Origin of the sequence: Asticcacaulis benevestitus DSM 16100 = ATCC BAA-896 (assembly GCF_000376105.1) — a bacterium.
Classification (GTDB): domain Bacteria; phylum Pseudomonadota; class Alphaproteobacteria; order Caulobacterales; family Caulobacteraceae; genus Asticcacaulis; species Asticcacaulis benevestitus.
In genome coordinates this window covers 402,462-423,079 of the sequence record NZ_AQWM01000002.1, presented here as the reverse complement: position 1 = coordinate 423,079, position 20,618 = coordinate 402,462, and the positions used below count along the sequence as shown (strand labels likewise).

Annotated in this window: 22 protein-coding genes; 12 read left to right on the top strand and 10 right to left on the bottom strand. The window is 59.9% G+C overall.

The features are described 5' to 3' along the window. Window positions 1-15: 15 nt before the first annotated feature. The 4 genes from trpS to B060_RS0105405 form a co-directional block, all read right to left on the bottom strand. Window positions 16-1,032 (bottom strand): tryptophan--tRNA ligase, encoded by a 1,017-nt coding sequence (gene trpS, locus B060_RS0105420; protein WP_018080748.1) that lies wholly within the window; start codon window positions 1,030-1,032, stop codon window positions 16-18. An 8-nt stretch (window positions 1,033-1,040) separates the two neighbouring features. Further along, entirely contained in the window at window positions 1,041-2,663 is a 1,623-nt protein-coding gene (murJ, locus tag B060_RS0105415) for a murein biosynthesis integral membrane protein MurJ (protein ID WP_018080747.1), read from the bottom strand. A 99-nt stretch (window positions 2,664-2,762) separates the two neighbouring features. Next, the gene (locus B060_RS0105410) at window positions 2,763-4,664 is read right to left on the bottom strand and encodes a potassium transporter Kup (protein WP_018080746.1); all 1,902 of its coding nucleotides are present in this window, start codon (window positions 4,662-4,664) and stop codon (window positions 2,763-2,765) included. Between the two features lie 103 nt (window positions 4,665-4,767). Then, window positions 4,768-6,795, bottom strand: coding sequence for a potassium transporter Kup (locus B060_RS0105405; RefSeq protein WP_018080745.1), 2,028 nt, complete (start codon window positions 6,793-6,795; stop codon window positions 4,768-4,770). A gap of 182 nt (window positions 6,796-6,977) precedes the next feature. Here B060_RS0105405 and B060_RS0105400 point away from each other — a divergent pair, with 182 nt between their 5' ends. Together B060_RS0105400 and B060_RS0105395 are read left to right on the top strand one after the other, a co-directional pair. Next, window positions 6,978-7,424: an Rrf2 family transcriptional regulator gene (locus B060_RS0105400; protein ID WP_026172618.1), complete on the top strand. Its 447-nt coding sequence runs from the start codon at window positions 6,978-6,980 to the stop codon at window positions 7,422-7,424. A gap of 142 nt (window positions 7,425-7,566) precedes the next feature. Beyond that, window positions 7,567-8,364: an SDR family NAD(P)-dependent oxidoreductase gene (locus B060_RS0105395; RefSeq protein WP_018080743.1), complete on the top strand. Its 798-nt coding sequence runs from the start codon at window positions 7,567-7,569 to the stop codon at window positions 8,362-8,364. Between the two features lie 6 nt (window positions 8,365-8,370). Here B060_RS0105395 and B060_RS0105390 read toward each other — a convergent pair whose 3' ends face one another. After that, on the bottom strand, window positions 8,371-9,102 hold the full coding sequence (locus B060_RS0105390) for a MarC family protein (RefSeq protein ID WP_018080742.1): 732 nt from the start codon (window positions 9,100-9,102) through the stop codon (window positions 8,371-8,373). Between the two features lie 88 nt (window positions 9,103-9,190). Here B060_RS0105390 and pyrF point away from each other — a divergent pair, with 88 nt between their 5' ends. Together pyrF and B060_RS0105380 are read left to right on the top strand one after the other, a co-directional pair. Beyond that, the gene (pyrF, locus tag B060_RS0105385; protein WP_035423212.1) at window positions 9,191-9,880 is read left to right on the top strand and encodes an orotidine-5'-phosphate decarboxylase; all 690 of its coding nucleotides are present in this window, start codon (window positions 9,191-9,193) and stop codon (window positions 9,878-9,880) included. Window positions 9,881-10,039: 159 nt separating this feature from the next. Continuing rightward, window positions 10,040-11,278: an argininosuccinate synthase gene (locus B060_RS0105380; RefSeq protein ID WP_018080740.1), complete on the top strand. Its 1,239-nt coding sequence runs from the start codon at window positions 10,040-10,042 to the stop codon at window positions 11,276-11,278. Window positions 11,279-11,400: 122 nt separating this feature from the next. Here the strand turns inward: B060_RS0105380 and B060_RS0105375 are convergent, their stop codons facing one another. Both B060_RS0105375 and B060_RS0105370 read right to left on the bottom strand, forming a co-directional pair. Next, entirely contained in the window at window positions 11,401-11,781 is a 381-nt protein-coding gene (locus B060_RS0105375) for a type II toxin-antitoxin system RelE/ParE family toxin (RefSeq protein WP_201768094.1), read from the bottom strand. Continuing rightward, window positions 11,721-12,047: a type II toxin-antitoxin system ParD family antitoxin gene (locus B060_RS0105370; RefSeq protein ID WP_018080738.1), complete on the bottom strand. Its 327-nt coding sequence runs from the start codon at window positions 12,045-12,047 to the stop codon at window positions 11,721-11,723. Before B060_RS0105370 ends, B060_RS0105375 begins: the two co-directional genes overlap by 61 nt. Before the next feature lie 59 nt (window positions 12,048-12,106). Between B060_RS0105370 and B060_RS0105365 the strand changes: the two genes are divergently transcribed. From B060_RS0105365 to B060_RS0105345, 5 genes are all read left to right on the top strand, one after another. Further along, the gene (locus B060_RS0105365; protein WP_018080737.1) at window positions 12,107-13,021 is read left to right on the top strand and encodes a diacylglycerol/lipid kinase family protein; all 915 of its coding nucleotides are present in this window, start codon (window positions 12,107-12,109) and stop codon (window positions 13,019-13,021) included. A 2-nt stretch (window positions 13,022-13,023) separates the two neighbouring features. After that, a complete protein-coding gene (locus B060_RS0105360) occupies window positions 13,024-13,836 on the top strand; it encodes a phosphatase PAP2 family protein (RefSeq protein ID WP_018080736.1) in 813 nt (270 codons plus the stop codon). Beyond that, entirely contained in the window at window positions 13,833-14,630 is a 798-nt protein-coding gene (locus B060_RS0105355) for a metallophosphoesterase family protein (protein ID WP_018080735.1), read from the top strand. Before B060_RS0105360 ends, B060_RS0105355 begins: the two co-directional genes overlap by 4 nt. Window positions 14,631-14,648: 18 nt before the next feature. Next, the gene (locus tag B060_RS0105350; RefSeq protein WP_018080734.1) at window positions 14,649-15,320 is read left to right on the top strand and encodes a LysE family translocator; all 672 of its coding nucleotides are present in this window, start codon (window positions 14,649-14,651) and stop codon (window positions 15,318-15,320) included. 83 nt (window positions 15,321-15,403) lie between these two features. Beyond that, complete coding sequence (locus B060_RS0105345; RefSeq protein ID WP_018080733.1) at window positions 15,404-15,946, top strand: CC0125/CC1285 family lipoprotein; 543 nt, start codon at window positions 15,404-15,406, stop codon at window positions 15,944-15,946. A 55-nt stretch (window positions 15,947-16,001) separates the two neighbouring features. Here B060_RS0105345 and B060_RS0105340 read toward each other — a convergent pair whose 3' ends face one another. Continuing rightward, window positions 16,002-16,775 carry a DUF6065 family protein gene (locus B060_RS0105340; RefSeq protein WP_018080732.1) on the bottom strand — a complete coding sequence of 258 codons (774 nt, stop codon included), beginning with the start codon at window positions 16,773-16,775 and terminating at the stop codon, window positions 16,002-16,004. Window positions 16,776-16,818: 43 nt separating this feature from the next. Here B060_RS0105340 and B060_RS0105335 point away from each other — a divergent pair, with 43 nt between their 5' ends. Then, a complete protein-coding gene (locus B060_RS0105335) occupies window positions 16,819-17,328 on the top strand; it encodes a prolyl-tRNA synthetase associated domain-containing protein (protein ID WP_018080731.1) in 510 nt (169 codons plus the stop codon). 23 nt (window positions 17,329-17,351) lie between these two features. Here B060_RS0105335 and B060_RS0105330 read toward each other — a convergent pair whose 3' ends face one another. Continuing rightward, window positions 17,352-17,852, bottom strand: coding sequence for a YdcF family protein (locus B060_RS0105330; protein WP_018080730.1), 501 nt, complete (start codon window positions 17,850-17,852; stop codon window positions 17,352-17,354). A 207-nt stretch (window positions 17,853-18,059) separates the two neighbouring features. Between B060_RS0105330 and trxA the strand changes: the two genes are divergently transcribed. Both trxA and B060_RS0105320 read left to right on the top strand, forming a co-directional pair. After that, complete coding sequence (gene trxA / locus B060_RS0105325) at window positions 18,060-18,935, top strand: thioredoxin (protein ID WP_018080729.1); 876 nt, start codon at window positions 18,060-18,062, stop codon at window positions 18,933-18,935. Between the two features lie 98 nt (window positions 18,936-19,033). Continuing rightward, window positions 19,034-19,249 (top strand): Trm112 family protein, encoded by a 216-nt coding sequence (locus tag B060_RS0105320; protein ID WP_018080728.1) that lies wholly within the window; start codon window positions 19,034-19,036, stop codon window positions 19,247-19,249. Window positions 19,250-19,348: 99 nt separating this feature from the next. Here B060_RS0105320 and B060_RS0105315 read toward each other — a convergent pair whose 3' ends face one another. Then, window positions 19,349-20,593 carry a UbiH/UbiF/VisC/COQ6 family ubiquinone biosynthesis hydroxylase gene (locus B060_RS0105315; RefSeq protein ID WP_018080727.1) on the bottom strand — a complete coding sequence of 415 codons (1,245 nt, stop codon included), beginning with the start codon at window positions 20,591-20,593 and terminating at the stop codon, window positions 19,349-19,351. Window positions 20,594-20,618 lie beyond the last annotated feature (25 nt).

Genomic DNA, 20,618 nt, shown 5'->3' with positions numbered 1-20,618 from the left:
TCTTGACCCCTGCAACTACCCCCATAATCCGATAATCTTCTTCACGTCCTTCACAACCGGATCGGCCACGGCACTGGCGCGCTCGGCGCCCTTGGCCAGAACGCGGTCGATTTCCGCCGGATCAGCGATCAACTGACGCAACTTGACCGAAATCGGTGACATTTTTTCGACCACGACCTCGGCCAAGGCCGGTTTGAAGGCGCCAAAGCCCTTCCCGCCGAAATCTCTCAGCACGTCGGCAACCGTTACGCCGGCCAGCGCCGCATAGATGCCGACAAGGTTCTTGGCTTCGGGGCGGCTTTCCAGACCTTCGGCGTCTTCCGGCAGCACGTCGGCGTCCGACTTGGCCTTCTTGATCTTGGAGGCAATCGTGTCTGCGTCGTCGGTCAGGTTGATGCGCGAATTATCCGATGGCTCGGATTTGGACATCTTGGCCGTGCCATCACGCAAGGACATGATGCGCGCGCCGGGGCCCTGATAGAGGGTTTCGGGGATCGGGAAATAATCGGTGTCGAAGTCGTGGTTGAACTTCTTGGCGACGTCGCGGGTCAGTTCCAGGTGCTGGCGCTGGTCCTCGCCGACCGGCACATGGGTCGCCTTGTAAACGAGAATGTCAGCGGCCTGCAGCACCGGATAGGTATAGAGGCCCACCGAAGCACGCTCCTTGTCCTTGCCGGCCTTGTCCTTGAACTGGGTCATGCGGTCGAGCCAGCCGAGACGCGCAACGCAGTTCAAAAGCCAGGCCATTTCGCTATGGGCGCGCACGGCCGATTGCGGGAAGATAGTCGACCTGTCGATATCGACGCCGGCGGCCAGATAGCAGGCCGCGATCTCGCGCGTTTGCTGAAGCAGCTTGGCCGGTTCCTGCCAGACGGTGATCGCGTGCAGATCGGCGATCATGTAGAAGCGCTCGGCGTCATCACCTTGCATATCGGCGAACTTCTTCAGCGCGCCCAGATAGTTGCCGAGGTGCAGCGAACCGGAGGCCTGGATGCCGGAGAGGATGCGTTTCCCAGAGGTCGTCGTGGTCATGTCAGTTCCTAGCGACGCTTAAGCATCGCCTTCAGTTCGCGCGGCTTGATCGCGCCCGTTACAAAGAGCAGTCCGATATAAAGGAAGAGGCCGGCGAAACAAACCCCCAGAATGGCGATTTCCTTGACGCCGTGCGGGAAGACGGCGGTAATCTGGCCCTCGATCAGGCTGCGGAACTGATCGCAAACCAAAAGAAACGCCGCCATGCCGACGCCGGCGATCAGCACCTTGGTCAGGCCCGAGGCGCTGCGGGTTGAGAGGTGCCACATCTTGCGACGGATCAGGCTGATCAGCATCAGGATGACATTGGCCCAGGCACCGGCCGAGGTGCCGATGGCGAGACCGGCCACGCCGATATAATGGAACAGGGTCAGTCCAACGACCAGATTGACCGCCACATTGACCATGGCGAACTTCATCGGGCCAAAGGTGTTCTTGCGGGCATAGAAGGCGGGGCTGAGGATGCGTGTCAGCACGAAGGCCGGCACGCCCCAGCCATAATGCAGCAGGGCGCTGGCGGTCTGATGAGCGTCATAGACGTGGAACTCGCCGCGCGTGAACAGGCCGTCGATCAGGAAGAACGGAATGGCGATCAGCGCGGCGGCAGCCGGCAGGGTCAGGGCCATAGAGAAGATGAGGGCGTCGTCCATCGTGTTCTGCGCGCCGTCATGATCCTGCGCCTGCACCGCACGCGACAGCGCCGGCAGAAGAGCCACCCCAATGGCGACACCGACAAGCCCGAGCGGCAGTTGATAAAGGCGGTCGGCATAGTTCAGCCACGAACGCGCGCCGGGCACGGCCGAGGAAAAGGCCTGCGAGATAAAGACGTTGATCTGAGTGGCGGCGGCGGCCAGAGCGCCGGGAATGGCCAGCCACATCAGCTTTTTAATATCGGGCGTCAGGCGCGGCAGGACGAGTACACCGATCTTCGCGCCGACGCGGCGGATACCCCAGAACAGCAGGCCCGCTTGCAGGATACCGGCGGCCAGCACGCCCCATGAGGCCGCATAGGCCGCCTGAATCGGATCGTGCTGCGGAATGACGGCGATCAGCATGACGGCATTGAGCACGGTCGGCACGGCGGCCGAGACGATAAAGCGGCCGCGCGCATTGAGCACGCCGGACATCAGCGCCACCATGGCCATGCACGGCAGGTAAGGCATGGTGATCTGGGTCAGGATGATGGCCAGCTTGAACTTGGCCGGGTCGCTGAAATAGCCGGGATTGATAGCGTGCATCAGCCACGGCATGGTCAGTTGCGAGGCAAGCGTCAGCACCAAGGTGGCGAAGGTCAGGGTGGCCATGGCGTCGCGCGCCAGCTTGTCGGCGGCTTCCGGGCCTTCCTGCACCAGAACCGCCGAATAGGACGGCACAAAGGCGGCGGTGAAGGCGCCCTCGGCAAAGATGCGACGGAACAGGTTGGGGAAGCTGAGCGCGGTGTAATAGGCGTCGGCGGCGATATTACCCGACGCGCCGAGCACCGCCGAAATGACCAGATCGCGCGCCAACCCCATGAAACGGCTGATCAGGGTGAAGAAGCTGTTGATCAGGGAGTTCTTGACCAGGCCGGAGGACTTTTTTTCTGGCTTGCTTTCTGGCGCTTCGGGAGTTTCGATTTCAGCCACGGACATACTCAATTAGGGTGCGCTTCCGCTTTAGGCCTGCCGCGAATTTCATACAAGCGGTTTTGCGTTAACGGCAAGCGGCCACAGGTTCTCACCAGCGGCTTTTTATACCGTCACCTGCGTTCCCAGTTCGACCACACGTCCCGGCGGGATATGGAAGAACTCGGTCGGGTTGGCGGCGTTTTTCATCAGGAAGATGAACAGCTTGTCCTGCCATAGCGGCATACCCGAATTGGCAGACGGCACAACGGAACGTTTGCCGACAAAGAAGCTGGTGGAGAGGATGTCGAACTTCAGGCCACGCTTGCGGCAAATACCCAGGGCCTGCGGAATATTAGGCGTTTCCATAAAGCCGAAGGTCAGGGTGACGACGGTGAAATCGTCGTTGAGCGGCGTGATGGTGACCCGCTGATCGAGATCGACGCGCGGGGTATTGGCGGTTTTGACCGTCAGCACGACGTTCTTTTCATGCAGCATCTTGTTGTGCTTGAGGTTGTGCATCAGGGCCACGGGCGCGGCGTCAGCGTCCGAGGTCAGAAAGATGGCGGTGCCGGCCACGCGGTGCGGCGGGCGCCTTTTCATCATCTCCACCAGATCGCTCAGGGGCAGGCTGTCGCGCGTGGCTTTGGCCGCCAGAATGTGCGAGCCCTTGATCCAGGTAGCCATGATGAAGATCAGGATTCCGCCAAACGCCAGAGGCATCCACGCGCCCGACAAAAGCTTGGTCAGGTTGGAGGCCATGAAAATCGCCTCGATGATGCCAAGCGGCACCAGCAGGGCCAGGGTGCGCAAGCGCGACCACAGCCAGATCTTGCGAATGACGATATAGGCCATGATGGTGCTGATGAACATGGTGCCGGTGACGGCGATGCCATAGGCCGAGGTCAGGGCTTCGGAGCTTTTGAAAACAGCCACCAGGAAGACGACCCCAATCATCAGCAGCGTGTTGATCTGCGGCACGAAGATCTGTCCGGCCTGAGTCTCGGAGGTGCGGCGGATATCCATGCGCGGCAGAAGCCCAAGCTGCACTGCCTGCTGTGTCATGGAAAAAGCGCCGGTGATGACGGCCTGCGAGGCGATGACCGTGGCCAGTCCGGCCAGAATCAGAACCGGCCAGTAAAAGGCTTCCGGCACCATGCGCCAGAACGGGTTGCTTTGCGCAGTCGGGTCAATCAGGGTCAGGGCGCCCTGGCCCAGATAGTTGAGCATCAGCGCCGGGAAAACAATCCAGATCCAGCCCCGGCTGATCGGGTTTTTACCGAAATGGCCCATATCGGCATAGAGCGCCTCGGCGCCGGTCACGACCAGAAATACGCTGCCAAGAATGATAAAGCCGGTGACACCGTTGGCCAACAGAAAGCTCAGGCCGTAGTGCGGGCTGAGCGCCGCCAGGATCGCCGGCTTTTGAATGATATAATAGACGCCCATGCCGGCGATGACGACAAACCACAACAGCATGATCGGGCCGAACAGCCGCGCCACCTTTTCCGTGCCGCGCGACTGAGCCAGAAACAGGGTGATCAGAATGACGAAGGCGATGGGCAGGATATACTGATCGAGACTGTGGCCGATGCCCGGCGCATCCTTGACGCCTTCGACCGCACTCAAAACCGACAGGGCGGGGGTGATGATGCTGTCGCCATAAAAAAGCGCCGCACCACAGACGCCGAGAAAGAACACGGTCGGGGAATAGCGGCCGAGCGCCTTTTGCGCCAGCGCCATCAGGGCCAGGGTGCCGCCCTCGCCGGCATTATCCGCCCGCATCAGGAAGATGACGTATTTGATTGTCACCAGCAGAACCAGCGCCCAGAAGACGAGCGAGATGACACCGTAGGTCGCCAGATGCGGATCCGTGCCGGCACGCGCATGATGCAGCGCTTCCTTCATGGCATAGAGCGGACTGGTGCCGATATCGCCGAACACCACGCCAACCGCGCCGATCATCAGCGCCGTTTGACCAGACTTGCCGTGACCCGGCTCGGTCTGGCCGGTAATGTCGTTCGCCATAAAGTCTTTCCGGCCCTTATACGCTTCATGAAAGCGTGCACATATAGCGTATCGAAGACGCGCCCGCGTGTATAGATTTTGTATAGATTTAAGCCATAGCCCCTTACACCGTCACCTGAGTCCCCAGTTCGACCACACGTCCCGGCGGGATATGGAAGAATTCGGTCGGGTTGGCGGCGTTTTTCATCAGGAAAATGAACAGCTTGTCCTGCCACAGCGGCATACCCGAATTGGCCGACGGAACGACATTGCGTTTGCCGAGGAAGAAGCTGGTGGCCATGATGTCGAACTTGAGGCCGAGCTTGCGGCACAGGCCCAGAGCGCGCGGCAGGTTCGGGCTTTCCATGAAGCCATAGTGCAGCGTCACCTTCTTGAAGTCCTCGTTGATCAGCTCGATGGTGACGCGCTTGTCTTCCGGCACGCGCGGCACGCCGATCGTCCTCACAGTCAGGATGATGTTCTTCTCATGCAAAACCTTGTTGTGCTTGAGATTGTGCATCAGGGCGACGGGCGCGGACTCAGCGTCGGAGGTCAGGAAGATGGCGGTGCCGGCGACGCGGTGCGGCGGGCGCTTTTTCAGCATATCGACCAGATCGAGCAGAGCGACGCTGTCACGGCGCGATTTTTCGGTCAGGGTGCGAGTGCCGGTGGCCCAGGTCAGCATGATCAGGACGAGCATGGCGCCAAGGGTGAGCGGCAGCCAGGCGCCCTGCGGAATCTTGAGCAGGTTGGAGCCGAAGAAGATCAGATCGAGCGCGCCGAGCGGCACCAGCATGGCCCAGGCCTGCCAGCGCTTCCACTTCCAGACATGGCGCAGGAAGACATAGGCCAGCAGCGTATCGACCAGCATGGCGCCGGTGACGGCGATGCCATACATCGAGGTCAGGCGGTCGGTCGAGCGGAAGACGAACAGCAGGACCAGCACGCCGACCATCAGCATGGTGTTGATCTGGGGCACGAAGATCTGGCCGGCCTGCGTTTCCGAGGTACGCTTGATATCGATGCGCGGCAGAAGGCCAAGCTGAACCGCCTGCTGCGTCATTGAAAACGCGCCGGTGATGACGGCCTGGCTGGCGATGACCGTGGCGCAGGTCGCCAGCAGGAAAATCGGCCAGTAGGCGATATCGGGCACCATCCGCCAGAACGGATTTTCGCGCGCCGACGGATCGGCCAGGGTGAGCGCGCCCTGACCGAGATAGTTGAGCGTCAGACAGGGCAGGACGAAGAACAGCCACGCATACTGGATCGGCTTCTTGCCGAAATGGCCCATATCGGCATAGAGCGCCTCGGCGCCGGTGACGGCGAGAAAGACCGAGCCCAGGATGACGAAGCCGGTAAAGCCGTTGGCGATCAGGAACTCGATGCCGTATTGCGGCATCAGGGCCACCATAATGCCTGGCTGATCGAAGATATGATAAAGGCCAAGCCCGCCCAAGGTCAGGAACCATAGCACCGTGATAGGGCCGAAGAATTTCGCCACCTTGGCCGTGCCTTTGGATTGCACCATAAACAGGGCAATCAGGATGACGGCGGAAATCGGCACGATCAGGTGATGGACATTGCTGCCGATTCCCGGCGCGTCCTTCAGGCCTTCGACGGCGCCCAGCACCGAAACGGCCGGGGTGATGATGCCATCGCCATAAAAGAGCGCCGCGCCACAGATGCCGAGAAAGAAGACGGTCGGGGAATATTTGCCAAGCGCTTTTTGCGCCAGCGCCATCAGGGCCAGGGTACCGCCTTCGCCCTTATTATCGGCGCGCATCAGGAACAGCACGTATTTGACGGTCACGATCATGACCAGGGCCCAGAAGACCAGCGAGATCACGCCCTTGATCGCCAGTTCGGCATTGGTGCCTTCGCGGGTGTGGAACAGGGCTTCGCGCATGGCGTAAAGCGGGCTTGTGCCGATGTCGCCGAACACCACGCCGACGGAACCTACGGCCAGCGCCACGAAGCCTTCCTTGCCGTGGCCATGGCTCGACACAGCTTCGGCTTCGGACGCATGCGGGTCCGCAGGGTTAACGTTAGGTGACGATGTGGAGGTGTCTTGAGCCGCGCCACTTTGGGGCGCGCTGGTCGTGTCCGAGCCCGGCGGGGAGGCCGGCGTCTCAGAAGGGGTATCCCCGATCATGCATACTCTCCTGAAGGCGCCAATGGCAGATGACACAAAGTCACTTTGGGAGGCCCTCGCTTGAACTCGGCGCTCTTACGCCCATTTATAGCCATATTCAATCAGGATTCTTGCGGCCTCGTCGGGGTATGGGCGAAACCCCCTATGAAGATGGCCGGAATTGTCGTATCAAAGTAGCGCAAATGTCAGATAGTCAAAGATTTCCCGTGGCCGCCCACACGCTGGCCTACCTCGCCCACCGCAACGCCTATTCTCGTGAACAGGCGGTATCTTCGTCTGTGCTCGCCGCCTCCATCCCCACCAATCCGGTCGTTATCCGCCGCATGACCACGCAACTGGCCAAGGCCGGTCTGCTGGCCACCTGCTCGGGCGTTTCCGGCGGGGCATGGCTGCTGAAAAAGCCCGAACACATCAAGCTCGATGAAATCTTGAAGGCCGTCAATGGCTGCGCGCACCTCGGCTCCGCGCCACTGGGCGCCGAAGGCTGTCCGATCAGCCAGGCCATTCCCAAGGCGGTCAATGAGGCGATGATGGCGGCCAATATCGCTGCAGCCAAGAGCCTTTCCACCTATACCGTGGCCGATCTGCTCAAGCATACGGCTGATCTGCCGGTTGAATACGCGGTTTAGAAAGAATCGTCTGCCGGTTAAGGCTCGCGCTAACGGGCGCGGCGCGTGGTCGCGCTTGCCAAGTCTGAAGACTTGGAATTTACTTGCATTTTCAGCGGCTCTCGTGTTCGCTTCCGCTTGTTTATCTAACTGAGGTAACGACTTGTCCCGCCGTCTTGTCCTGATCACCGGAGCTTCCTCGGGCATTGGCCTGGCCTTCGCCCGCGCCTATGCCTCACACGGGTGGGACGTGGCCCTGACCGCCCGCCGCGCCGATCGTCTGGAAAAACTGGCCGAGGAAATTCGCCTGCGTTTCGGCGTCGAAGCCCATGCCCTGCCCGCCGATCTGGCCGAAGCCAATGCGCCGGAAGACTTGCAAAAGAGCCTTCTGGCGCTTGGCCGCAATGTCGATGGACTGGTCAACAATGCCGGCTACGGCCAGCCGGGTGGCTTCGTCGCTAACAGCCTGGAACAGCACAAGGCCTTCATGCAGGTCATGATGATGGCGCCGATGGAGCTGACGCACCGCTTCCTGCCCGGCATGATCGAGCAGAAATTTGGCCGCATCATCAATGTCGCCTCGCTTGCGGGCTTCCTGCCGGCCTCGCCGGGCGACACGCTTTATGGCCCGATCAAGACGTTCCTGACGCGCTTCTCGCAGAGCCTGCATCTGGAGGTGCGCGATCACGGCGTCCACGTCAGCGCGCTTTGCCCCGGCTGGACCTATTCGGAATTTCACGACGTGGTCGGCACGCGTTCCAAGCTCTCTAAGGCCATTCCCGAATGGTGGTGGATGGGCGCCGACGAGGTGGCGCGTGAGGGCTATGTCGCCGCCGAGGCCAACCGCCCGTGCTGCGTGCCCGGCGCACCAAATAAAGCCGTGGCCGCCCTGCTTAATATCGTGCCCGGCGACTGGACGATGGAACTGGCGTCAGGTCAGTTGCGCAAGATCCATCGGTAATCTGATCTAGCGATGATGCGTGGTGCTCTCATACGGATGGGCGGCGCTCGGCAGGATCAGATTGTGCGTGATCTCGCTCACCGACGAAATGATGATCTGCACCGACAGGGCACACAGGATCAGGCCCAGCACCCGCACCACCACCACCATGCCGACACGGCCGAAAACCCGTGAAATCGTGTTGGAAAACAACAGGGTGACCAGAACCGCGGCGCTCGTGGTGAAGATCGCTGCTACACCGGCGACCGTGCCCCAGATGCCCATCTTGGCCGCCACATCGGCCTGAATGACGGCGGTGGAGATCGTGCCGGGGCCAACCATCAGCGGAAAGGCGAACGGCACCACCAGCTTTTCAAACGATTTCTTGGCGCTCTCGCGGTGACCGAGCGGCTGGACGCCAGTGGCCGCATCCCCCCCGCTCTTGACCTCCTCGGCATGGCTGAAGGTCTCCAGAAAATCGCCGCGCGCCATATCGAGCCCCATCAGGAACAGGATTAGCCCGCCGGCGATACGGAAGGAATCCATCGAAATGCCGAAAAATTTCAGGATGCTGAGGCCGGCGAAGAAGAACAGGGTCAGGATGATCGCCGTGAAGATGGCGATATAGATACTGAGCAACCGGCGCGAGCGCACGCTCTGGCTCTGGGTGGCGGCCGCAAAAATGGGCACATTGCCGATCGGATCGATCAGGGCAAAAAGCGTAATGAAAAAGTTGACGTAGAACTCAATGAGAGTCATTGGCTGGCCCAGAACGTATCAAGCGAATGAAAGCCACCACACAGCAATTCGCCCTTAATCGCAACCCCTTGCAGAGATGTGTAGCATGCTGAAAGCCGATCCCCGCCTGATCGTCGCCCTTGATGAACCCGACCTCGCCTCAGCGCGCGCCCTGGTGACAACCCTTGGCGACAGCGTCAGCTACTACAAGATCGGCCTGACCCTTTTGGCTCAGGGTGGTTTGCGTCTGTGTGAAGAGCTGGCAGCGCAAGGCAAGCAGGTCTTTCAGGACTGGAAACTGCACGATATCGGCGCCCAGGTCGAAGGTGCGGCCAAGGCAGCCTCTTCCGGCGCCTGCGATCTGCTGACGGTGCATGCCGAACCGCAGGTCATGAAGGCCGCGATCAAGGGCCGCTCCAATCCCAACACGAAAATCATCGGCGTCACCGTCATGACCAGCCTGACGCAGGACGATCTCGACGAGATGGGCTATGGCGTGCCGCTGGCCGATCTGGTGCTGCGGCGGGTCGATCAGGCCGTGGCCTGTGGCATGGATGGCGTGGTCGCCTCGCCGCACGAAGCGGCCATGATCCGCGCCCGTGTGCCGGCTGATTTCCTGATCGTGACGCCGGGCGTACGTCCGGTCGGGGCTTCGGTCGATGACCAGCAGCGCATCGCCACGCCGGAAGACGCTTTCCGCAACGGCGCCTCGCATGTGGTGGTGGGCCGTCCGATCACCCGCGTCGCCGATCCGGTCGCCGCCACGCAGGCTATTCTGGCCGCCATTCAGAATATTTAGTCCCAAAATGGCAGGTCATTTTGGCAAGGGCGACCGCCCGCCGCCGCTTTTGCGGCGAGCCATGCGGCAACTGAGCTAAAAAATGACTTACATAAGACTTGCATAGTTCTGGCGTAAACCCTAAAGCGCCCGTAAATTCTAACTTAAGGTCAGCTCACCATGTCCGCTTCGTCTGAAAAGCCCGTCAAGAAAGTCGTCCTCGCCTATTCCGGCGGTCTCGACACCTCGATTATCCTCAAGTGGCTCCAGACCGAGTACAATGCGGAAGTGGTCACCTTCACCGCCGACCTGGGCCAAGGCGGCGAGATCGAACCGGCGCGCGCCAAGGCGCTGGCCGCCGGCGTCAAGCCTGAGAACATCTTCATCGAAGACGTGCGCGAAGAGTTCGTGAAAGACTACGTCTTCCCGATGTTCCGCGCCAACACGGTCTATGAAGGTCAGTACCTGCTTGGCACCTCGATCGCCCGTCCGCTGATCGCCAAGCGCCAGATCGAAATCGCCCGTCAGGTCGGCGCCGATGCCGTCAGCCACGGCGCCACCGGCAAGGGCAATGATCAGGTCCGTTTCGAACTGGGCTACTATGGCCTTGAGCCCGACATCAATGTCATCGCCCCGTGGCGCGAATGGGATTTCAAGAGCCGCGAAGCCCTGCTCGATTTCGCTGAAAAGCACCAGATCCAGATCGCCAAGGACAAGCGCGGCGATGCGCCCTTCTCGGTCGACGCCAACCTGCTGCACTCGTCGTCCGAGGGCAAGGTGCTGGAAGATCCGGCCGTCGAAGCGCCGGAATTCGTTTATCAGCGCACGATTTCGCCCGAAGCTGCGCCCGACACCCCGACCGTCTTCACCATGGATTTCGAGCGTGGCGATCCGGTGGCGATCAATGGCGTGGCCATGTCGCCGGCCACCATCCTGACCAAGCTGAACGAACTGGGCCATGATAATGGCGTCGGTCGTCTCGATCTGGTCGAGAACCGCTTCGTCGGCATGAAGTCGCGCGGCGTCTACGAGACCCCCGGCGGCACCATCCTGCTGGCGGCGCACCGCGGCATCGAGTCGATCACGCTCGATCGCGGCGCCATGCACCTGAAGGACGAGCTGATGCCGAAATATGCCTCGCTGGTCTATAACGGCTTCTGGTTCTCGCCGGAGCGCAACATGCTGCAGGCCGCAATCGACTACAGCCAGGACAAGGTCACCGGCCGCGTCACCATCAAGCTCTACAAGGGCAATGTCACGATCACCGGCCGCGAAAGCCCCTATTCGCTGTACGATCAGGATCTTGTCACGTTCGAAGAAGGCAAGGTGGCTTACGATCACCGCGATGCGGCGGGCTTTATCAAGCTCAACGCCCTGCGCCTGCGCGTGGCGGCGAAGCGCGATCAGCGCAGCAAGTAATGGGGTTTGGGGCCTGCGGCCCCAAGTCTTCTCTCTTTCCAAAGAAAGCCCGGTCTTCTGGACCGGGTTTTTCTTTGGAATAAGGTAAGGTTTGTGGGGTCACAGACCCCACGCCCCATACGTTAATCGGTGACTGACAAAAGCGACCACCAATCCTGCGTCGCATGAAGGACGCGTATAATGGAAACACCATTCTGCGTTGGCAAATAAAAGATCAGCCAGTTTTCAAAATCGCGGACACGCCATCGCCGAATGCCTTGTAGTTCCGGAAGTGATGAAACAACCAACGTCCCGGAATAAGGCTGAAGCGAAAGATCGGTAAATGTCGACTCTGCGCTTTTAAGAAAGCCGTCGGCGGTATCCAAGCCGGCTTCTTCCGCCAGATAAACGAAATGCGCCACCAGATCGCGGCGCGCGGCTTCGCGTTTGCGCACCACGCCCATCAGCTTTTTGCTTGTTTCGCCGCCAGCAAGGACATGGCCTCTTTTCTGATCGATGACCAATCAGAGGCCGTAAGCTCACTCTCTTCCGATTGCAGGCCTTCAAGCAAAAGCGTTTCAAGCCGGGTTTCTGCCTTGCGCTTTTCATCCGCCCGGATCAATTCGCGCATATATTCACTGACGCTGCTGTAGCGGCCTTCCGCCACCTGGCCGTCAACGAATTGTTTCAAAGGATCAGGAAGAGAAATATTCATCGTCTGCATGTCAGGCTCCATTTGAAACCTTATGGCATAAAATGGCAAAAAATGCCATGTGTTGATCTTAGCCATATTGAATCTTTGCACCGCGCTTTGCTCTATAACGGCTCAGATACAAGGAATGCGGCGGCATGACAGATCAAGTGTTCAATATTCTTATCAACGGCAAGTCTGGCACGGTGCTCAATATGGGGCAGCCGGCCATTGAAAGCGCCATCACCCACAGCGGTATCGGTGTCGCGGAACTGTGCTTCTCCGCGCCCGAGGACATGCAGGACAATCTGGCGCGCCTGTCGAAACAGAACACCCCCCTGTTGATCGGCGGCGGCGATGGCACCATTCGGGAAACCGCGAAATATATGTCCAGCCACGGCAAGCCCTTCGGCATACTGCCGTTTGGCACCATGAACCTGCTGGCTCACGATCTCGGTCTCACCACCCTGCAACAGGCGCTTTCGGCCTATGCCGCGGGTGCGCAGCCCAGTGTGATGGATGCCGGCTTCGTCAATGGCGAAATCTTCCTGTGCTGCGCCAGCATCGGCACCATGCCCGAAGCCTCGGTCTATCGTGAGGAAAACCGCCAGCAAAACGATCTCCTGCTCATTCCGCGCATGTTCCTGTTTGTGGTGCAGAACCTTGAAAAGAACCAAAACAAGCGCCTGTCGCTGAAAATCGACGGCCAGAAGATGCACCTGCGCTCACCGGCCCTGGTCGTTTCGATCAACCGCTTTGCCGAAAGCTCGATCTGGACCCAGAGCAATTTTAAGCGCGCCAACCTGACCGGCGGCGAGCTAGCGGTCTATGCGCCGGAAACCCTCACCCACATGTCGCGCCTGCGCTTCCTCACCCGCCTTCTGGTCGGCAACTGGCTGAAAGACCCCGACCTCAACGAGATGACCGGAAAGCGCGTTACGGTAAAAACCAAACAACGCCACGACGTCGTCTCGATCGATGGCGAGGTGATGGAACTGACCGAACCGCTGCGCTTCAGCCTGAAACAGAAGTTCGTCAAGCTCCTGCTTCCGGCAACCCCGGCGCAGAGCTGATCATGCCGACACGCAGGCTACACCCATGGATCGACGCGCGCCTGCGCCGCTTACCGGAACCCTTCTTGCAGGAATGGCGCGCCCTGCTGGTATTCGGCTTCATTCTGATTTTTGCCGCCTGGCTGTTTTTCGAGGTGATCGAGGACATGGTGTGGGGCGACCCTCTGGTATGGGCCGATACCGCCACCTACGCCACCCTGCAAGCCCTGCGCACACCCTGGCTCGATCACCTCATGATCGGGATTACCGAACTTGGTGATACGCCGGTGGTGATCGGCGTGGCCGTGACCGTTGGGCTTTGGCTGGTGCGTGAGCGCGCCTGGCATACCCTGCTCTACTGGGTGATGGCGATAGGCGGCGGCTCGGCGATCAATTCGGCGATCAAGCTGGCGATGAGACGCGCCCGCCCCGGCGATCTGCACTATGATGGCGTCAGCGTTTTCTCCTTCCCCAGCGGTCATTCGACCACCAATGCCGTGCTCTATGGCTTTCTCATCATGATCATCGCCCGCAGCCTGCCGCTCAAGACCCGCCTGCCGATCTTCGCCGGTGCCATTCTCTTCGTCGGGCTGATCGCCTTTTCGCGTCTCTATGTCGGCGCCCACTGGTTGTCCGATGTCGCCGGAGGACTGGCCTTCGGCTCGGCGTGGCTGGCCCTGCTCGGCCTTTTCTACATGTGGCGGCCGGCCGAACCGATCGAACCCTATAAACTTCTCGCCGTCGCAGGCATAACCCTGCTCGTGGTTGGCGGACTGAATATTCTCCTTCACCATGGCGCCGATGTCCTGCGCTATGCCCCGGGAGGCGCCTCATGAAAATCGCCCATATTTCCGACCTGCATTTTGGCGCACACGATCAGACGGTCTGCGATATCCTGTTGGCCCACATCCTCGACGCCGAGGTCGATCTGGTCATCGCCAGCGGTGACATCACCCAGTCCTCGACCGATGCCGAATTCGCCCAGGCGCAGGCCTTCTTTGCGCGCTTCCCCATGCCGGTCTTCATGGTGCCCGGCAACCATGACCTGCCCGGCATGGACCTGACGCGCTTCATCAATCCGTTCGGCCGTTACAAACGTTTCCTGACCGAAGACCTCAATCCGGAACTGGCCACTCCGCTGGTCCATATCAAGGGCATCAATACGGCGCGCCGCATCCTGCCGCACTGGAACTGGGCCAATGGCTCGGTCAGCGCCCGTCAGTGCCGCCAGGTCGAGGAAAGCTTCGCAGTTTCGTCGGCGCCCTGGCGTCTGTTCGTGCTGCACCACCCGCTGATGAGTCCGAAAGAATTCCCGCTCGATATCACCGTGTTCAACTCGGCCGAACTGCTGAAAACGATCGCCGAGACGCAGATCGATATCGTGCTGGCCGGCCACCAGCATCACGCCTATATCGAGACCCGCCAGGAATGTGTCATGGAGGAGGACCACATGACCCTGTTCGTCAGCGCCTCCACCGCCATGTCAACGCGCATCCGCCGCCAGCCGCAGGGTTTCAACATGCTGCATTTCACCGAAACCAGCGTGCGGATCGACATGCTGCGCTACGACAACGGCGCCTTCATGATTTTTGAAGCCCTGACGCACACCAAGGCTGTCGATCCGGCATAATTATGATATGGCCGGCGCATGTCAGCCCTTGTCGACCTCAACAAATACTATGCCTTCCTGGTGGCCATGTTCCTGATGGCGCTGTCGCCGGGGCCAGCCATCATGTTCTGTGTGCGCGTCGGGCTGACGAAATCACATCGCCGCGTTCTGCTCGGTGTCCTCGGTCTGAACCTGGCCACACTGATCTGGTTTATCGCTGCGGCCTTCGGATTGCAGGTGGTGATGCTGGCCGCCCCCCTACTCTTCCGCCTCATCGCCAGCGCCGGCGGGCTGTACCTGGGCTGGATCAGCGTGAAATCGCTGATCTCGGCCCTCGATATCCGCAACGAAACGGTCAACTTCTCCCTCAGCAAGCCAGCCGATGCCAACAGCCCCATCTGGCATGCGTTTCGCGACGGCTTCATGGTGCAACTGCTCAACCCGAAAGTCACCCTGTTTTTCAGCGCCGTGCTGCCGCCGTTCATCGATATGGACCGGCCGATGCCGCCGCAGATGATGGTCCTCGCAGCCACAGCGATCAGCATGGATGTCATCGCCATGATCAGCTACGGCCTGGGCGCCGTCACCCTGTCGCACCTTTTGAGCGAGCCGAAAAACAAGCAGCGTTTCGATATCGCTGTAAGCCTTGTCCTGCTGGGAATCGCCACGGTCATCGTCTGGCATTCGGTAAGCGATCTGCTGCATATGTAATGCCCTTGATATGCCACATTGACGGCTCACTCTTGCGGGTTAATACTGTTTGCAAAGTCTGACATATGTGGGGAGTCCCGATCATGAACCTGAAACTTGCCTTGGTGGCCGCGGTCGCGCTGACGGCCCTGTCGGCCTGCTCGACGCCAACCCCCTATCAACCCGCGCTGGCCACAGCAGCGCCCAGCGCCCAGCGCGGCTATTCCGAGACCCGCCTTGAGCAGGATCGTTACCGCCTGAGCTTCGCCGGCAACGATATGACGCGCCGCGAGACGGTGGAGGATTATCTGCTGTTCCGCGCCTCCGAACTGACGCTTGACGCCGGCTACGACTGGTTCGAGATCGTCAACCGCAGCACCGACGAAAAGACACGCACCGCCACCTATGGCGATCCCTTCATGGATAGCTTCTCCTGGCGTTATTACAGCCGCAACCGCTGGAGTCGCTGGGGTGCCTGGGGCGCTGACTGGGGCACGGATACGGTTGAATATAACCGTTACGAGGCCACCGCCGAAATCCTGCTGCACAAGGGTCCGAAGCCCGAAGGCAATCCAAAGGCCTATGACGCGCGTTCCATCCAGTCCAGCCTGGGCCCGCGCATTGTCCGCCCGGCAGCGCGCCAGTAACCGGCACGCTTTGACTATAAAAAAGCCCTCCCTGATTGTCGGGGAGGGCTTTTTGTTACCTGCTGGTCATTTTTGATTTCATAAGCTTCGGCGCCTTCAGCCGGCGGCGATTGATATGGTCCTCGACCTTCTCGACCACCTGGCCGGTCGGGTCCGGCTTCTCGCCCTTGAAGTAAAACTTCTGCCAGGCTTCTTTCACCGCATCCGGATCACGGCGCACGAGGCTTTCGTTGAACTCATTGCGCTGCTTGGCCCAGGCATCGAACTGGTTCTTGAAATCGGGATCGCTTTCCAGCGACTTGATCACTGGCTGGATGTTGTCCTGCTTCTTGTGCTCAACCACCTGAATGAAACAGAAGGGCTCCCCCTTTTTGAAGCTGATCATGCCGGGACGGGTCATAAGCCAGTTCATCGTGAACGGGAACGGAAGCCAGTCGGTCTCGACCAGCCCTGTCAGGGGCGCGATGCCATCCTTGACGTGATTAGGCGCGCCCGACGCCAGCACCGCGAAGCCCGGCGGTGTGCGGAACATATAACCGGTGTGGAAGGTCAGCACACCGTGGGTAAAGTGTGACGACACCAGATGTTCGAGATTATAGTCCGGATCGGCATCGCAACTGATAACCAGATCGTTCTTGCCGACGCCGCCGTTCCAGATGACGGTGAAATCGGTCGGGCACAGGATTTCCCAGCCGGTGGTGTTGGCCATGGTCAGCGGCAGGCAGCGATAGGGGAAGCGCGCCTGAAACGCGTCCATCCAGTCGCGATCGGGCCTGCCTGGCACGATTTCCGGCGGATAGGTGGTCATGACAAAGCACTCAAGTTCCATCTGGCAGTTCCATCGTAAAAAAGTTTGCGCTAAAGCCTTTCCTATGACCGAAAGCCTCTGCACACCTGAAAAACTGCTCGAAGCCTTAAATGATTTGGGCCTGAAAACAAGCACCCTGCATCATGAGGCCGTCTTTCGCGTTGGCGAGGGCGATGACATCAAGGCAGGCTTACCCGGCGCACACACCAAGAATCTATTCCTCAAGGACGACAAGGGCCAGCTCTGGCTGATCTCGGCTGAACAATCGACGACGATCAACCTGAAAACCCTGCCAAAGGTGATCGGATCGGGCCGCTTGAGCTTCGGTTCGGAAGAGCGCCTTTATAACGCGCTGGGCGTCCGGCCGGGCTCGGTGACGGCGCTTGGCCTGATCAATGATCCCGAGAAAGACGTGCGCTTTATCCTCGATAAGGCCCTGGCCGATGCCGATATCGTCAACTTCCACCCCCTGACCAATACGGCGACGACTTCGCTTAGCCAAACGGATTTCCGCAGGTTTATCGCCTCGCTGGACCGTGATCTGGTGATCGTGGATTTTGCAGTATTGAAGTAAGAAGGTTCACACACGAATCGCCGTTATCTCTGCGCCAGGTAACCTACATATCCCGGAACCTCGCGGGCGATAGAGTAAAGATCGCGGGCTTCGAAATAGTCGGGATGGGCAGAGCCAACGCCTGTCAGACCTTCCTGCGCGAAGGCCAGTTTCGTCCGCGAGATATGAAAATACTGACTGACCACGATGGCGCTGTGCAGATTATGAGCGCGCATCAAGACGGCTGTATTGCGGGCTGTGGCCCGGGTGTCGACGCCCTGGTCATCCACAATGATGGCGGTTTCCGGGACGCCTTGAGAGACCAGCCAGCGCTTCATCGCCGTGCCCTCAGGCACGCCTTCCACGCCCGTGCCGCCGCTGACCAGGATACGGGGCGTCCAGCCGTTTTTATAGAGTTCCAACGCCCGGCCAAGCCGAGCCTGGAGGCGAGGCGAAGGCGTTCCGTTCGGGTTGACCTTCGATCCCAGTACCACCGCAACGTCGCTACGGTGAATATCATCGGTCAGACCATCTGCGACGATCAAGCTCGCGCACAGCACAATTACACCGACTACTATGCTAACAATCCATCGCATCCATTGCTTCATGACGGCCCCCAACGACGTATTCGCCTCAAGTAAGCACGAAAAACACGAAAAGACACGAAATCTATGGGTCAACCTTTCCTTGACTCGATTGAACCAGCGCCCCATCTGGGTTAAGCCAGACGCACGAAAAAGACAGGTACACCCATGCCCAGCACCGACCCCAATATCACCGACGGTTCCGAAGCGACCTTCATGGCCGACGTTATCGAAGCCTCGATGACCCATCCGGTCATCGTCGATTTCTGGGCACCGTGGTGCGGCCCCTGCCGTCAGCTCACACCGGCGCTGGAGAAGGTGATCGGCGAGAAAAAGGGCGCGGTGAAACTGGTCAAGATCGATGTCGACCAGAACCAGGCCATCGCCGCGCAACTGCGCATCCAGTCCATCCCCACCGTCTATGCCTTTGTCGGCGGCCGTCCGGTCGATGCCTTCATGGGCGCCAAGTCGGAAACCGACCTGCGCGCCTTTATCGACAAGCTGGGCGGCGGTGAGGCCGGTGCGCCGACCATCGACGAGACTCTGGCGCTGGCCGCGCAATCCGTGGCCGATGGCGATATGCCGAGCGCCATGGAGGCCTACGCCTTCATCCTTGAGCAAGACCCGGAAAGCGTAAAAGCCATTGCCGGTATGGCGCGGATCTACCTGAAACTGCAACAGCCCGATCATGCCAAGGCCATCCTCGATCAGGCCTATGCTGATACCAAAGACGCCGATATCCTGTCCTTACGCGCCGCCCTCGAACTGACCGAAGGCGCCCCCACCGACCTTGCCGGCCTGCGCGCCAGGGTCGCCGCCAATGGCCGTGATTTCGACGCGCTCTATGATCTCGGCCGTGCGCTGGCCGCGCAGGGCGAAACCGCCGAAGCCATCAACACCCTGCTCGAAATCGTCAAGTACGAGCCGGAGTGGAACGAGCAGGCCGCCCGCACCTATCTTTTCAAGATCTTCACGGCGCTGGGATCGGCCTCCGAACTAACCAAGGCCGGCCGCCGCCGCCTGTCCTCTTTGCTTTTTTCTTGAGCTCAAACGCCGCATGGCTTACGCGCAAACGTGCACGGCGGGCAGTCGCCCTTGCCAAGTCTCATGAAAATCATGAGACTTTGGAATAGGAGTTAAAAATGACCGATATCGAAACCTACGCGAAAAATGAGCTTGAGGTTGATCCGCGCCTGCTGGAAGCGCTGGTCTGTCCGGTGACACGCCGCCCCCTGACCTATGACAAGGCCGCGCAGGAACTGATCAGCCCCACCGCCGGTCTTGCCTATCCGGTTCGCTCCGGCGTACCGATCATGCTGGTCGATCAGGCGCGCAAGTTCGAGCCGACGAAGGGGTAAAGCGGCGTAAGACAAGGGGTCAGTGACCCTTGACCCCCAAACCTATTCTTTGAAAATAAAAGACATGTTACGGGATCAAAGGGCCTGTGGCCCTTTGTCTTAAACCAACTCGCCCCGCAGCAACTTCGGCAAATCACCGGTCGCCGCACCAGCGTCTTCCATCACGAACTTGCGCAGAGCCGGCACGCGGTTGAACAGGCCGATGCCGACGCCACGCACCGCGCGCAGCAACGGATTGCCGTTGGAAAACAGCCGCACGAAACCATCCATCACCACCGATGTGCTGACATTATCGAAGCGTCGCCACTTGGCATAACGCTCCAGCACCAGATCGGTGCCGATATCCTCACCCAGACGCGCCGCCTCGATCAGAACTTCGGCCAGCGCCGCCACATCCTTGAGGCCGAGATTAAGCCCCTGTCCGGCGATCGGGTGGATGCCATGAGCGGAATCGCCCAGCAGAGCCAGGCGCCCCTTGTGCATCTCTTCGGCCAGACCAAGGCCCAGCGGATAGATGAATTTGCCGCCGACCAGACTGATATCACCGAGGAATTCGCCAAAACGCGCCAGCAGATGATCGAAGAACAGGGCGTCATCGACCTGCATCAGCGCCTTGGCTTTGGCATGGGTTTCCGACCACACGATGCAGGCCCTGTTATCATTCAGCGGCAGGATGGCGAATGGCCCGGTCGGCAGGAAATGCTCGTAGGCGACGTGGTTGTGCGGGCGATCCATCTGCACCGTGCAGACGACGGCGCTCTGCTCGTAATCCCAGTTGATGTATTTGATGCCGGCCTTTTCGCGCAAAGACGATTTACGACCCTCGGCGGAAACGATCAGCGAAGCTTTCAGAGTTTCGCCCGTGCTCAGGTCGATCTCGGCGAAGACACCATCTTCCCGATGATCCACCAGGGAGACGGGCGTGATCAGGCGAATACCACGGGCCTGAATCGCCTCGTAGAGCGCTTTGCGCATCTGACGGTTCTCCACCATGTAGCCCAGCGGTTCATCGTCCGAACGGTCGGAGATTTCACCGGCGGCGAAATGCAGGAAAAACGGCAGGGGCGTTGGTGCGGCTGCGCCCGGCAGATGGCCGTCGGTGACGAAAATCTCGTCCATGCGGCACGATAACGGCTCCAGCACATCGCCAACGCCAAGCGCTTTCCACTGGCGGAAACAGGCATAGGCAATCGCCGAGGCGCGGCCATCGAACGACACATCGAGCATGTCGTTGAACGGCTGTTTTTCCACCAGCGCGACCTCAAGACCGCCCGATGTCAGGGCCAGGGCCAGGGTCATGCCGGCCATGCCAGCGCCAACGATTATCACATCATAGGTTTTCATGCCGCCATCATAGCGGGGCGCGCTT

What these genes read in the sequence shown, in the direction of transcription:
- B060_RS0105365 (WP_018080737.1), top strand. Translation starts at nt 12,107, where the DNA reads ATGACAGATCAAGTGTTCAATATTCTTATCAACGGCAAGTCTGGCACG.
- B060_RS0105380 (WP_018080740.1), top strand. Translation starts at nt 10,040, where the DNA reads ATGTCCGCTTCGTCTGAAAAGCCCGTCAAGAAAGTCGTCCTCGCCTAT.
- B060_RS0105340 (WP_018080732.1), bottom strand. Translation starts at nt 16,775, where the DNA reads ATGGAACTTGAGTGCTTTGTCATGACCACCTATCCGCCGGAAATCGTG.
- trxA (WP_018080729.1), top strand. Translation starts at nt 18,060, where the DNA reads ATGCCCAGCACCGACCCCAATATCACCGACGGTTCCGAAGCGACCTTC.
- B060_RS0105350 (WP_018080734.1), top strand. Translation starts at nt 14,649, where the DNA reads ATGTCAGCCCTTGTCGACCTCAACAAATACTATGCCTTCCTGGTGGCC.
- trpS (WP_018080748.1), bottom strand. Translation starts at nt 1,032, where the DNA reads ATGACCACGACGACCTCTGGGAAACGCATCCTCTCCGGCATCCAGGCC.
- murJ (WP_018080747.1), bottom strand. Translation starts at nt 2,663, where the DNA reads ATGTCCGTGGCTGAAATCGAAACTCCCGAAGCGCCAGAAAGCAAGCCA.
- B060_RS0105335 (WP_018080731.1), top strand. Translation starts at nt 16,819, where the DNA reads ATGACCGAAAGCCTCTGCACACCTGAAAAACTGCTCGAAGCCTTAAAT.
- B060_RS0105355 (WP_018080735.1), top strand. Translation starts at nt 13,833, where the DNA reads ATGAAAATCGCCCATATTTCCGACCTGCATTTTGGCGCACACGATCAG.
- B060_RS0105400 (WP_026172618.1), top strand. Translation starts at nt 6,978, where the DNA reads ATGTCAGATAGTCAAAGATTTCCCGTGGCCGCCCACACGCTGGCCTAC.
- B060_RS0105345 (WP_018080733.1), top strand. Translation starts at nt 15,404, where the DNA reads ATGAACCTGAAACTTGCCTTGGTGGCCGCGGTCGCGCTGACGGCCCTG.
- B060_RS0105405 (WP_018080745.1), bottom strand. Translation starts at nt 6,795, where the DNA reads ATGATCGGGGATACCCCTTCTGAGACGCCGGCCTCCCCGCCGGGCTCG.
- B060_RS0105320 (WP_018080728.1), top strand. Translation starts at nt 19,034, where the DNA reads ATGACCGATATCGAAACCTACGCGAAAAATGAGCTTGAGGTTGATCCG.
- B060_RS0105360 (WP_018080736.1), top strand. Translation starts at nt 13,024, where the DNA reads ATGCCGACACGCAGGCTACACCCATGGATCGACGCGCGCCTGCGCCGC.
- B060_RS0105410 (WP_018080746.1), bottom strand. Translation starts at nt 4,664, where the DNA reads ATGGCGAACGACATTACCGGCCAGACCGAGCCGGGTCACGGCAAGTCT.
- B060_RS0105390 (WP_018080742.1), bottom strand. Translation starts at nt 9,102, where the DNA reads ATGACTCTCATTGAGTTCTACGTCAACTTTTTCATTACGCTTTTTGCC.
- B060_RS0105315 (WP_018080727.1), bottom strand. Translation starts at nt 20,593, where the DNA reads ATGAAAACCTATGATGTGATAATCGTTGGCGCTGGCATGGCCGGCATG.
- B060_RS0105370 (WP_018080738.1), bottom strand. Translation starts at nt 12,047, where the DNA reads ATGGCTAAGATCAACACATGGCATTTTTTGCCATTTTATGCCATAAGG.